The organism is Lysinibacillus sp. NPDC093197 (assembly GCF_044754025.1).
Taxonomy (GTDB): Bacteria; Bacillota; Bacilli; order Bacillales_A; family Planococcaceae; genus Lysinibacillus.
This window is the reverse complement of record NZ_JBIVOH010000002.1, coordinates 495997-508939: the sequence shown is the minus strand read 5'-3', so window position 1 is coordinate 508939 and position 12943 is coordinate 495997. Positions and strand designations below refer to the sequence as shown.

Genomic DNA, 12943 nt, shown 5'->3' with positions numbered 1-12943 from the left:
CTTTATCGGAGAGCTGCCGTGTTATATGAGCGGTTTCTCTCGTTTTTATGGCGACTTTGCTTGCTTTATTGGCGCTATGACATGATTTAGTGGCGATTCACCTAGTTTTAGTGGCGGTTCACGAGAAATGCATAGGACTTACTGGAAAAATTCCTTTAAGTCCAATGGATTTCCTTCTTTATTTAAACCGATTAGCAATTTTAATCGTGCTTTTTGTCCGTTAATGCCTGTCGCAAAAATTGTGCCTAAATCTTCTAGCATTTTACCACCACCAACGTAACCATATACGCCTTCAGCAATGCCATTGAAGCAACGGGATACAAGCACAACAGGGATGCCGCGTTCCAATAAACTTTCAATGCCCTTTACAACGGTTGGTGGAACATTTCCTTGTCCAAGTCCTTCAAGTACAACACCGTCATATTGACAGGCAAGGACAACGTCGAGTAAATCTACATCCATCCCTGCATACACTTTCAGCATGGCTACTCGTTTCCCCAAGCCCTGTATGTCTACATATTGACGGCGAATCGGGGCATGATGAAACAAAATGCGCGATTTTGTAATAAGTCCGATTGGACCGTATTGTGGCGATTGAAACGTATTGACAGAACTAGTGCTCGTTTTTGTAGTATTGACTGCTAGATGGACTTCATCATTCATTACTACGAGCACTCCTTTGTCACGTGCTTCGTCATCTACAGCTACGCGAACTGCTTCAACTAAATTGTAGATGCCATCTGCACCTAACTCATTGGAGGAACGCATCGCACCTGTCAAGACAATGGGAATGGATAAATTGGTTGTTAGCTCTAAGAAATAAGCTGTTTCTTCTAATGTATCCGTGCCGTGTGTAATAACGACACCATCAAATTGTTCAGTTGAAGTTTTTTCCATAATTAAATTACGTAAACTAAGCATTTCTTTTGGTGTAATATGTGGTGAAGGAAGATTAAATGCCTCCACTTCCTTAATAGAAGCAAGTGTATCTAGTTTTTTGCTTTCTTTTATTAGTGGATTTTCCTTGTTTGGCATGACCGCACCCTCTTCACTCATTGCCATGGAAATCGTTCCGCCAGTATGAATTAATAAAATTGTTTTTCTCATAAAAAATAAATCTCCTTTTTAAAAAAATTTGTCATTACATGGTATAATGATATCAGTCTACTGTTGAAAGGAGCCGGCAACATGATCATTCTTTTATCAGCTGCCATTGCTCCAGGTCTAGCGCTTTTTAGTTACTTCTATTTGCGCAATCAAATGGCAACGGAGCCACGAAAAACTTTACTTCAAACGTTTTTGTATGGTGCTTTTTTAACATTCCCTATCTTGTTTTTACAGTATGTATTAACAGAAGAAGGGGTTTTTCAATATCTTTATTTACAAGATGTCCTATTTTCAAGTGTCATTGAAGAGTTTTTTAAATGGTTTGTTCTGTTAATAGCTATCTACAATCATGTAGAATTTGATGATCCTTATGATGGCATATTGTACGGTGCAAGTATATCTCTTGGATTTGCTACGATTGAAAATGTATTGTATTTATTTTCTTTTGGTTTGAATACAGCATTCATGCGAGCGTTATTACCCGTATCGAGTCACGCTCTATTTGGAGTAGTAATGGGCTATTATTATGGTCGTGCAAAGTTTTCAAAGCATGCAAAGACGAAAGAAATGATTGCGATGGCAATTTGCGCACCCGTAGTATTACACATTTTATACAATACAATATTATCATTTAAAGGACATTGGGTATATTTAATGATACCGTTTATGCTATTTTTATGGTGGTTTGGTTTACGTAAAGTAAAACTTGCGCATTATCATCTTATCCAACATTTGCATATGCATAAAAAAATATAAAAGCGTAGAAATCTAAAAATGATTTCTACGTTTTTTCTATTTTATAAATGTATAAAAAGTGCTGTTTGTTTCAAGCTATAAAAAAAGGAGTGATGATTGTGCGTTTAATAAGTATACTTTTTGCTTTCCTACTTGCGATTAGTATAGTCTCAATACCACAAAACAACGCAACAGCGTTTAGCGATCAACAAATTACCCGTGGTGCTTATGGAGATGACGTCATTGAGCTACAGGCTAGACTACAATACTTAGGATTTTATAAAAGTAAAATTGACGGGAAATTTGGCTACAACACTTACTGGGCATTACGAAATTTCCAAGAGAAATATGGAATACCAGTAGATGGAATAGCAGGCACAAAGACGAAGAAAGCGTTAGCAGGATATTCAGATTATGATGAAAACTGGGTGAAAGCGCAATTAAAAGCTGGCAATCAGTTTACCTATTATGGTGGTGTTCCACTTGATCAGCAGGTGAAAAGTACTGGTAATACAGGTAATACTGGTGGGAATTCTGGTGGTGGCGGTACAGCAAATAATGAAAGCACTGGTAGTAGTAATAGTAATGGGACCGATACACAAATTCCACCAAAGTATACGGAACGTGATTTACAGCTAATCGCCAATGCAGTTTACGGAGAAGCTAGGGGAGAACCATATGAAGGCCAAGTAGCCGTAGCAGCTGTTATTTTAAATAGATTAGAAAGCCCTGATTTTCCTAATACGATTTCAGGTATTATTTTCCAACCTTTGGCGTTTACAGCAGTAGCGGATGGACAAATTTGGCTAGAGCCGAACCAGCGTGCAAAAGAAGCAGTTATCGATGCAATGAATGGTTGGGATCCATCAGAGAATGCATTGTATTACTTTAACCCTAAAACAGCAACAAGTAAGTGGATTTGGTCTCGTCCTCAAATAAAACAAATAGGTGAGCATATTTTCTGTTCATAAGAAAGGAGGAAAATAGATGAGAACAATGCTCGTTATTTTAACGATAGCAGTTATAGGTTTAGGAGCATACAGTATTGATTTACATGGAGATAAAGAAAGTTTACAACGTACAGTGCATGCGCAGTATACAGAAAAACTAACGGATGCCTCAGAGAAATTATCGTATTTACAAAGAGCCGTTTCGCAGTCTCTGTTATTTAAGGATGAACAGGCAATACACAGTGAGCTCGATTCTATTTGGCGACTAAGCTCTGAAGTGCGTTCATCTATTTCAAATATTCCAATTGGGCAAGAGCTTTCTAATCAGTGGCTAGGTTATTTAGGAAGACTTGGTGATGAAGCGAAAAAAACTGCGAAGTCCGGAGATTATGAAGCTTGGCGCGAAAAGATGCCGCAAATTTCTACGAATTTACAAGCTTTATCTGACGAATGGACAACAGCAACTGTTGATTATTATAAGCAAGATGGAAATATGGATGTTTGGATGCGTCAAGTAGACAATAAAAATCCTAATACAGGATTTGATAATATTAAGAAGACATTAAAAGATTATGGCGAAAGTGATTTCCCGCTTACATTGAGTGAATCAGACTGGCAGAAAAAATTAGACTTAAAAGCATTACAAGATTCAGTCATTACGGAAAAAGAAGCTTTAGAAAAAGTAAAATATTTATTCCCAATTATTAAAGATGCTACGTTTACTGTCACAAAAAGCAGTGATACAGCACCATATCCGTTTTACCACATACAGTTCCACCAAGGTATTCGCTTAGGCTATGTTGACTTAACTGAAAAGGGAGGACATTTACTATCTTATTTAGTTGAACGTCCTGTAGATGAGGCCAAGCTGTCACAAGAGGAAATTATTAAAAAAGCGGAAGAACATTTAAAGAGACTTGAGATGAAAGATGTTGCATTTGTTGAGTCACGTGAAAACCATTTAGCTTGGCATGTTACTTTTGCACGCGTTAATCCTGGTGACAATGCATTAATTTATGCTGACGGCGTTCAGTTAAAAATTGCAAAAGATAATGGTGAGTTACTTGGTGCAAATGCAATGGAATATATACAAGAAGAAGCGATAAAACCACAAAAAGCCATTCCAATTGATTGGAAAACTTTCTTTGATGACAATGTACGTGTAGAGGAAGTAAGAAATATTTATACGGATAACGGACAATTCGAGCAACGACTTTGCTATGAAGTGATTGCAGTTCGAGACGAACAAGCGCAAGAAACATTCCGAATTGTAGTGGATGCGGAAAATCACAATGTGTTAAAAGTAGAATATTTAACTTAAGTATAGAAAAAGCTCCCAGTTCATATAGCCAAAATTTACATCCCATGCAATAATAGGGGTATATATATTGTTCGGGGAGATGCTCATGGAAATAAAAATTGGTACACTACTACAACTTGAACCTACTTATACAGAACGTATTGAAAAATTCCGCTGTAAAGTGGTTGAACAAAGAGACAATATAATTTATATTGACTATCCAACAAATGTAATAACTAAAAAAACAGCTTTTTTAATAGATGGTTCTGAATTTAGGGCAACCTTTCGAACAGAAGATAAACAATCCTACGCCTTCAATACAGAAGTAATTGGACGCAAAGCTGGCAATATACCGATGATTATGTTGCATTGCCCACAACAGGATGAGTTTATCAAAATTCAACGCCGAGAATACGTTCGAGTTGAGACGCCTGTCGATGTGGCAGTTCAATTTAAAGATTATAAATACCAGCTAGTAACAACGGATATAAGTGCAGGTGGACTCGCACTTATCTTAAAAGGTGATGTAGCCTTTAAAGATGACGATGACATTAAGTTAACGATTGTCTTGCCATTTGCTAATGGCGATGTAAATTACGTCGTTACAGATGCAACAGTTGTTCGAATATTTGAAAAAGATGACAAGACAATTGCTACCATTCAATTAACCGATACGGATGATATTGATCAACAACATATCGTACGTTTTTGCTTTGAACGACAGCTGTTAAATCGCCGTAAAGAAATAAATCCATTCGATGATTAAATTCACAGTAGCCCTCTTGCTTGTAGAGGGCTTTTTTTTATTAGTATGTTACAATATGGTGTGAAGAAAGTAGGGAAGCATAATGAACAAAAACATTCAAATTGCGATTGATGGTCCTGCAGGTGCTGGCAAAAGTACAATCGCAAAAATCGTTGCAGAATCACTAGGATTCACGTATATCGATACGGGAGCAATGTATCGAGCAGTTACGTATAAAGCAATGCAACAAAACATACATTTAGATGATGAAGCAAAATTAGCAGAAATGTTAGCAGCTAGCTCAATTGAATTAAAGCCTTCTCCTCAAGGTCAACTTGTTTTTTTAGATGGCGAAAACGTATCTGATGCAATTCGCTCCAATGAAGTAACCTCTTCTGTTTCGCAAGTAGCAGCACATGCAAAAGTGCGTGAATTGTTAGTAGCACAGCAGCAAAAACTTGCCGCAAATGGTGGTGTTGTCATGGATGGACGTGATATTGCTACACATGTGTTAAAAAATGCAGAACTTAAAATCTTTATGTCTGCTACTGTAGAAGAACGTGCAAGACGCCGCTATATTGACAATGAAAAACGAGGGATAGCGTCTTCAATAGAAAAGCTCCAAGAAGATATTGCTTTACGCGATAAAATGGATAGTGAGCGTGAAGCTTCACCACTGATACAAGCAGCGGATGCTATTTATTTAGACACAACGGAGCTATCAATTGATGCCGCAGCGCAAGCCATTTTAAAATTAGCACAAGAAAAAATGGTATAAATCCTAAAATTTCAGACATTTTTTGAATTTAAAGGATTTATTTTTGTTTTTGTCTTCAATATCGAATAAAATAGTAAGGGAAGATGCGAAGGAGGGTTACATATGTCTGAAGAAATGAACTATGCAGAACAAACGTTTAACGAAGGTGATATCGTCAAAGGTATTGCAGAGCAGGTTGATGAAAAAGCGGTAACTGTTTCAATTCCGGGTGCACCGTTTGACGGTATTGTACCAATAAGTGAATTATCGAGCTTACACATTGAAAAAGCGTCTGACGCTATCTCCGTTGGGGATGAGTTAGAATTGATGATTACAAAGGTTGAAGAAGAAAACTATGTATTATCAAAACGTAAAGTAGATGCCTTAAAAGCATGGGATACACTAGAACAACAATTTGCTGCTGGAGAAGTTTTCGAAGCGGAAGTTAAGGATATTGTTAAAGGTGGTCTTGTTGTAGATTTAGGAGTACGTGGGTTCGTTCCAGCATCCCTAGTAGAAGATTATTTTGTCGATGATTTTGAAGATTATAAAGGGAAAGTATTAAGCTTTAAAATTGTCGAGCTTGATAAAGAAAAAAATCGCTTAATTCTATCACATCGAGCAGTAGTAGAATCTGAGAAAGCCTCTCAGAAGAAAAATGTTATTAACCAAATCAAAGCTGGCGATGTATTAGATGGTAAAGTACAGCGTATAGCATCATTTGGTGCATTTATTGATCTTGGTGGTATCGATGGACTTGTCCATATTTCACAAGTATCACATGAGCATGTGAGTGATGTCAGTGAGGTATTAACAGAAGGACAAGAAGTAAAAGTTAAGGTTCTTTCAGTAGACCCAGAGAATGAGCGTATTTCGTTATCGATTAAGGAAACAGTTCCTGGACCTTGGTCGAATATTGAAGAGCGTGCTGCGAAAGGCACTGTGCTTGTAGGTAAAGTAAAACGCCTGACGTCATTTGGTGCTTTTGTAGAAGTGTTCCCTGGAGTGGAAGGTTTAGTGCATATTTCACAAATTGCGCATAAGCATATTAATACGCCTCATGAAGCGTTGAAAGAAGCGCAAGAGGTACAAGTGAAGGTGCTAGATGTCAACGTTGACGAAGGGCGCCTTGCATTAAGTATTAAAGATTTATTGGAAAATCCAGAGGCGGAAGAAGTAATCGACTATGAATTACCAGAAGAAAACACAGGCTTCTCTCTCGGTGATGTAATTGGCGACCAACTGAAAAACTTTAAATAATAACAAACAGCGAGGATACATTTGTATCCTCGCTTTATTTTGTCTAAAATTTTTGCATTTAGTTACAATTGATTTTTGCTGCAGGCGGCGCTTTTAGCTCAGCCTAACGTAAGCCACAACAGGATAATTAGTTGGAGCGAACCCTGCTAAAAAGGAAATGCTTGGAACGAAAAATAGCGGTTATGTAAAAGAGAAAGCTAAAAAGTACTCTCCTTGATGGATATGTTATGATATAATGGCATTTTTCGTGTATAATAGCGAAAGACAAGAAGTTGGAAGGATGAAGTACAGATGACGAAACCAGTAGTAGCCATCGTAGGTCGTCCGAACGTAGGTAAGTCGACGATTTTTAATCGTATCGTTGGAGAACGTGTCTCGATTGTGGAAGATATTCCGGGAGTAACACGTGACCGTATTTATAGTTCGGCAGAGTGGTTAACACATGATTTTAATATTATTGATACAGGTGGTATCGAAATTGGAGACGAGCCGTTTTTAGAACAAATTCGTCAACAAGCTGAAATCGCTATTGAAGAAGCTGATGTTATTATTTTTATGACGAATGGTCGTGAAGGCGTAACAGCAGCAGATGAGCAAGTTGCAAAAATTTTATACAAAACAAAAAAGCCGGTCGTTTTAGCAGTTAATAAAATTGATAATCCAGATATGCGTGAAATGATTTATGATTTCTATGCACTTGGATTTGGTGAACCTTGGCCAATATCAGGCTCCCACGGATTAGGCTTAGGAGATTTATTAGACGAGTGTGCAAAGCACTTCCCACAAGAAGATGAAAATCAATACGGAGATGACGTTATTAAATTCTCTTTAATTGGTCGTCCAAATGTCGGGAAATCATCATTAGTGAATGCGTTCCTAGGTCAAGATCGTGTCATTGTAAGTAACATTGCGGGTACAACGCGAGATGCTATTGATACGCCTTACGAATACGATGGGCATGAATATGTAATTATTGATACTGCCGGTATGCGTAAAAAAGGAAAAGTGTACGAAACGACAGAGAAATATTCTGTTTTACGTGCGCTACGTGCTATTGAGCGTTCTGACGTTGTTTTAGTTGTTCTTAATGCTGAAGAAGGCATTCAAGAACAGGATAAAAAAATTGCAGGCTATGCACATGAGGCTGGAAAAGCTATTATCATTGTCGTTAATAAATGGGATACCATTGAAAAAGACGATAAAACAATGAATGTATTTACACAGCAAATCCGTGAACACTTTTTATTCTTAGACTATGCACCGATTATTTTCGTGTCAGCAAATACAAAACAACGAGTGCATCAAATTTTACCGATTGTACAGCGTGTAAGTGAAAATCACGCGATGCGCATCCAATCATCTATTCTAAATGAAGTGATTGAAGATTCGGTTGCACGTAATCCAGCGCCAACTGATAAAGGTCGTCGCTTACGTATCTACTATGCAACACAAGTGGCGATTCAACCACCAACATTTGTGGTATTTGTAAATGAAACGGAATTAATGCACTTCTCTTATGAGCGATTTTTAGAAAATAGAATTCGTGAAACATTTGATTTTGAAGGGACGCCAATTCGTTTAATTACACGTGCGCGTGCATAATCTAAAATATAACTTATTCAGTACGCCAACCCGACAATTGTTGTTGGGTGGCGTCTTTTTTCAAAGGACTAGGCTAAATCACAATTTGGTTAAAATTTGTTAGATAACATGCATTTTGCCCGTGAAGATTTACCTAAAGGAAATAGAAGGGGGAATTTGAATGGAACGAGTTTGTGTACTAGGAGCAGGCTCATGGGGATCAGCACTTGCAATGGTACTTGCAGAAAATGGACATGATACCCTTGTGTGGACACATAGAGCCGATCAGGCAGAAGAAATTAATACACAGCATACGAATAAAAAGTATTTACCAGAAACGGTACTACCAGTGAATTTACATGCTACAAATGATATTGCAGAGGCAGTAGCACATTCAAATACAATCGTTGTAGCAGTACCAACTAAGGCTATCCGAGAAACTTGTGAAAAGATGATCGCTACATTAGACAGAAAAGTATTATTTGTCCATGTTTCAAAGGGAATTGAGCCAGATTCATTAAAACGTATATCTGAAATTTTGGCCGAAAGCTTGCCTTCTGAATTTGTAGAAGACATTGTAGTGCTCTCTGGGCCAAGTCATGCTGAGGAAGTAGTATTACATTCCCCAACAACGATTACAGCAGCCTGTGCCAATATAGAGGCGGCTGAGAAGGTACAGGACTTGTTTATGAACCAGTTTTTCCGCGTATATACGAATGAGGATGTTATAGGCGTGGAAATGGGTGGTGCATTAAAAAACGTTATAGCGTTAGCTGCAGGCATAACAGATGGCTTAAATTATGGTGATAATGCGAAGGCTGCACTTATTACACGTGGACTTGCTGAAATTACTCGTCTAGGTGTTAAAATGGGCGGAAATCCATTTACATTTGCAGGGCTGACAGGCATGGGAGATTTAATCGTAACGTGTACAAGCGTGCATTCTCGAAATTGGCGAGCAGGAAATATGTTAGGTAAAGGCATGAAGCTGCCAGAAGTACTCGATCAAATGGGGATGGTAGTAGAAGGCGTACGGACAACAAAGGCAGCCTATCAACTGGCCGAAAAATATGATGTTGCCATGCCAATTTCGACGGAACTTTATGGCGTATTGTTTAACGATGTAGAGCCGAAAGTGGCCGTCGATGCATTAATGATGCGAGTGAAAAAGCGTGAGATCGATGAACTGATGAACTAAATCATAATGGTTTGAACTAGTAAGCAATATATAACTTGTCATGAAATGGACACAAAAGAGGCATCTCAGAAGGATCTGAGGTGTCTCTTTTTTGAACAAATTGTAAAGTAATAGGTGGTAATAATACTTTTTTTGCCTTAAAAGTTATTTTTATAACGATACATTTCTCCACCTATAGTAAAAATATGATATGATTTCCACGGAGAGTTATATGTTGTAGCGGTCACCTTAATTTATATGAGCTTGAAAGGATTATTTTTTTCGTATATCAAAAAAATAACATGTTAAGCACCTTATAGCACTCCTTTTTTACTTTTGGGAAAGCGCCTTCTTTTTTAAGGATGCCCATAGTATAATAAACGTTGATTGTCTCGTGTCATTGAAGAAAGGTGGTAGACTTAAATGGGTCCGTTAGCACATATGCCAGCACTGGATATCATGTGGGTATCTTTTTATTGTATCGGCTTTATGATTATTTCAGTTGGTTTAATTTATCTAGGTCGCAATAAAATTTCAAATGGTTTATTACGTACAATCGTAAATTTATTAGCATACATACTGTTTGGACTTGGAACATTTTTAATGGTACTTATAATTGCCACATGGCCAGCTTAAAAAGGGGGAAAAACGTGAATGAAAAAACTAAATGCTTTTCTTTTGACAGTGGCAATAGCCGTTTTGCTAGGTGGTTGCGCATATCCTGAGGAGGAAAAGGCCGCAAACCAAGTGCCAGATGTCGATCAATTAGCATCTGTCCAACGTGCTGTCAATGAATATCGTGAAGCTACAGGTGGCCTAGTACCGATTAAAAACAGTGAATTGGATACGGATATCTATATAAAATATTTAATCGATTTTGAAAAACTTATGCCAAAATATATTACGCAAATTCCAGGAAATGCATATGAAAAAGGCGGTATTTATCAATATATTATTTGGGATCCAGAAAACAGCGCCGAAGTAAAATTAGTAGATTTAAACTCTGCGGAGCGTATGCGAGAGATTAATATTCGCAAATTGGGCACACAGTATATTCCGACAAAGGGTGCAATTGCTGATAATGTCTACCAAATTAACTTTGAAAAATTAGGCTACAAATCAGAAGTAACAGTCAAAAGTCCGTATTCGGGTGCAGAATTACCGATATTTATGACAGGCGATGGCGAAATGCATGTGGATTATTCAATCGATTTAGGTCAGCTATTAAAAGAGGACAAGCCAGATGTAAAGCCAGGCGAGGATATTCGTCAATTACTTGTCGATAAATATCCAGTTGTTCCAGCCTATTCAGTGCCATACACTGTAGATGAAAAAGGCGAGCCAACCTATATGATGGACGCCTATAAAGCAGATGCAAAAAAGGCGAAGGAAGAAGCGGAAGCAGCTCAAGAGAGCGAAAGTAAAGCTACCGAATCGAAATAAAGTTTTAATTACCTCAATCGTTAGAGAACATCTAATGATTGAGGCTTTTTTATGCCAAAATAGCTGTCGAAATTAGTGTCCGAAATTAGTGCCAGGCACTCAAACAATTCAGAATAATTGCATGACATCGCGGAAATATCACACTGGTTCGCGGAATTACTACCTCATTCCTCGGAAAAACTACCTTGCTCCGTGGAATCAATTTTTCAACGGAAATATAAATTCTATTCATATTGCTACTGAGGAGCTTTTCATATTTATCTTCGTGGATGCATATAGTGAAAAAGCGTAGATAAAGGAGGCAGAAACCTTGAGTGAAGCAGTATTTAAAGAAATTGCAGAGCGCACAAATGGCGATGTTTATATTGGTGTTGTAGGTCCAGTTCGTGTAGGTAAATCAACATTTGTAAAAAAAGTAATGGAAGCTGTAGTGTTACCGAATATTGTGGATGATACAGAAAGAATGCGAGCACAGGACGAGCTGCCACAAAGCTCGCCAGGCCCAGTAATCATGACTGCTGAGCCGAAGTTTGTGCCTGCTCAAGCGACACGTATTGCGGTCGGCGAAGATGAAATGACATTCCAAATTCGTTTAGCAGATTGCGTTGGTTATGTCATTGATGGTACAAAGGGCTATGAGGATGAGAATGGTCCGAAATTTGTGCATACACCTTGGCATACAGAGCCAATTCCTTTCCAAGAAGCGGCGAAAATTGGCACGGATAAAGTGATTCGAGATCATGCTAATATCGGTATTGTTGTAACAACTGATGGAACTGTAAATGGTATTAGCCGTCGTGCCGCAGAAAAAGCGGAAGAAGAAATTGTTGCACAATTAAAGGAAATTGGAAAACCTTTTGTTATCGTGTTAAATTGTCAAATGCCAGCACGAGAAGAAACAGTACAGCTTCGAAATGAGCTGTTTGAACGTTATAACGTTCCAGTAATTGCGATTTCAATCGATCAAATGCGTGCTACTGATATTCAATATATTTTGCAAGAGGCGTTATTTGAGTTTCCAATTCGGACGATTGAGGTTGAGAAACCAGATTGGCTTGATGTACTAGATGCTACACATCCTCTAAACGTGGCATTAATTGATTCGATGGAAGAAGTACTGTCATCTGTCATGAAGATTCGAGACGTGCAACAAGCTTCTGATGCCTTTAAAGAGATTGATTTTATTGATCAAAGTGAAGTGATTCATGTAGATTCGGGAATCGGTACAGCCGTCATTCGAGTGTCATTACAAGGAGAATTGTATAAGGCAGTTTGTAATGAATGGTTAGATGAACCAATTGAATCAAAGCGTGATTGGTTGCTATTTATTAAAGAGGCTGCTGAAGCAAAAGAAGCACAAAAACGCTTTAAAGATGCAATAACTGAAGCGGATAATAGTGGATATGGTGTGACTTTACCAATGATGCAAGAGTTCGAACCAACTGCTCCAGAACTTATTAAGCAAAATAATTTCTATGGAGTTCGCATGAAGGCAACAGCGCCATCCTATCATATTATTCGAGTTGATATGGAATCAGAATTTGCTCCACTTATTGGCTCTGAATTCCACAGTCAGCAACTTCTGAAAGATTTAAATCATGCTTATTTACATGATCGTGATGCACTTTGGCAAACACAACTTTTTGGTACACCATTGCATGAAGTGTTAAAAGAAGGAATTCGCTACAAAATGAGTGCAGTGCCTACTACAGCTAAAAAACGTATGCGTCAAACAATTGAGCGTATGGTTAATGAAGGCGACAGAGGATTGGTTACTTTTATTTTATAGAGATAAAATGGAAATTAGAGAGCAAAAAAATAGTGCAGGGCTATTCGTTTTTATGCGAAAAGTCCTGTTATTTTTATTTTTTGGGTGAAAAACGCATAT

The 12943-nt window shown here is 37.9% G+C and carries 12 protein-coding genes; 11 read left to right on the top strand and 1 reads right to left on the bottom strand.

What is annotated here, in order from left to right; genetic code table 11:
• Positions 1-138: 138 nt before the first annotated feature.
• Positions 139-1107 carry an asparaginase gene (locus ACIP9G_RS08385; protein WP_340825230.1) on the bottom strand — a complete coding sequence of 323 codons (969 nt, stop codon included), beginning with the start codon at positions 1105-1107 and terminating at the stop codon, positions 139-141.
• 81 nt (positions 1108-1188) lie between these two features.
• Here ACIP9G_RS08385 and prsW point away from each other — a divergent pair, with 81 nt between their 5' ends.
• From prsW to spoIVA, 11 genes are all read left to right on the top strand, one after another.
• A complete protein-coding gene (gene prsW, locus ACIP9G_RS08380; protein ID WP_173478441.1) occupies positions 1189-1863 on the top strand; it encodes a glutamic-type intramembrane protease PrsW in 675 nt (224 codons plus the stop codon).
• Between the two features lie 98 nt (positions 1864-1961).
• Positions 1962-2813 carry a spore cortex-lytic enzyme gene (gene sleB / locus ACIP9G_RS08375; protein ID WP_401018734.1) on the top strand — a complete coding sequence of 284 codons (852 nt, stop codon included), beginning with the start codon at positions 1962-1964 and terminating at the stop codon, positions 2811-2813.
• A 16-nt stretch (positions 2814-2829) separates the two neighbouring features.
• On the top strand, positions 2830-4113 hold the full coding sequence (locus ACIP9G_RS08370; protein ID WP_340825226.1) for a PepSY1/2 domain-containing protein: 1284 nt from the start codon (positions 2830-2832) through the stop codon (positions 4111-4113).
• A gap of 85 nt (positions 4114-4198) precedes the next feature.
• Positions 4199-4858: a flagellar brake protein gene (locus ACIP9G_RS08365; protein WP_340825225.1), complete on the top strand. Its 660-nt coding sequence runs from the start codon at positions 4199-4201 to the stop codon at positions 4856-4858.
• Positions 4859-4940: 82 nt separating this feature from the next.
• A complete protein-coding gene (gene cmk / locus ACIP9G_RS08360) occupies positions 4941-5615 on the top strand; it encodes a (d)CMP kinase (protein ID WP_340825223.1) in 675 nt (224 codons plus the stop codon).
• A gap of 102 nt (positions 5616-5717) precedes the next feature.
• Entirely contained in the window at positions 5718-6854 is a 1137-nt protein-coding gene (rpsA, locus tag ACIP9G_RS08355; protein ID WP_340825221.1) for a 30S ribosomal protein S1, read from the top strand.
• Positions 6855-7145: 291 nt separating this feature from the next.
• Complete coding sequence (der, locus tag ACIP9G_RS08350; RefSeq protein ID WP_340825219.1) at positions 7146-8456, top strand: ribosome biogenesis GTPase Der; 1311 nt, start codon at positions 7146-7148, stop codon at positions 8454-8456.
• A 160-nt stretch (positions 8457-8616) separates the two neighbouring features.
• A complete protein-coding gene (locus tag ACIP9G_RS08345) occupies positions 8617-9633 on the top strand; it encodes an NAD(P)H-dependent glycerol-3-phosphate dehydrogenase (RefSeq protein ID WP_401018731.1) in 1017 nt (338 codons plus the stop codon).
• 402 nt (positions 9634-10035) lie between these two features.
• On the top strand, positions 10036-10248 hold the full coding sequence (locus ACIP9G_RS08340) for a DUF2768 domain-containing protein (RefSeq protein WP_340825217.1): 213 nt from the start codon (positions 10036-10038) through the stop codon (positions 10246-10248).
• Positions 10249-10266: 18 nt separating this feature from the next.
• Positions 10267-11055: a hypothetical protein gene (locus tag ACIP9G_RS08335; RefSeq protein ID WP_340825216.1), complete on the top strand. Its 789-nt coding sequence runs from the start codon at positions 10267-10269 to the stop codon at positions 11053-11055.
• Between the two features lie 310 nt (positions 11056-11365).
• Positions 11366-12844 carry a stage IV sporulation protein A gene (spoIVA, locus tag ACIP9G_RS08330; protein WP_340825215.1) on the top strand — a complete coding sequence of 493 codons (1479 nt, stop codon included), beginning with the start codon at positions 11366-11368 and terminating at the stop codon, positions 12842-12844.
• The last annotated feature ends 99 nt before the right edge of the window (positions 12845-12943 follow it).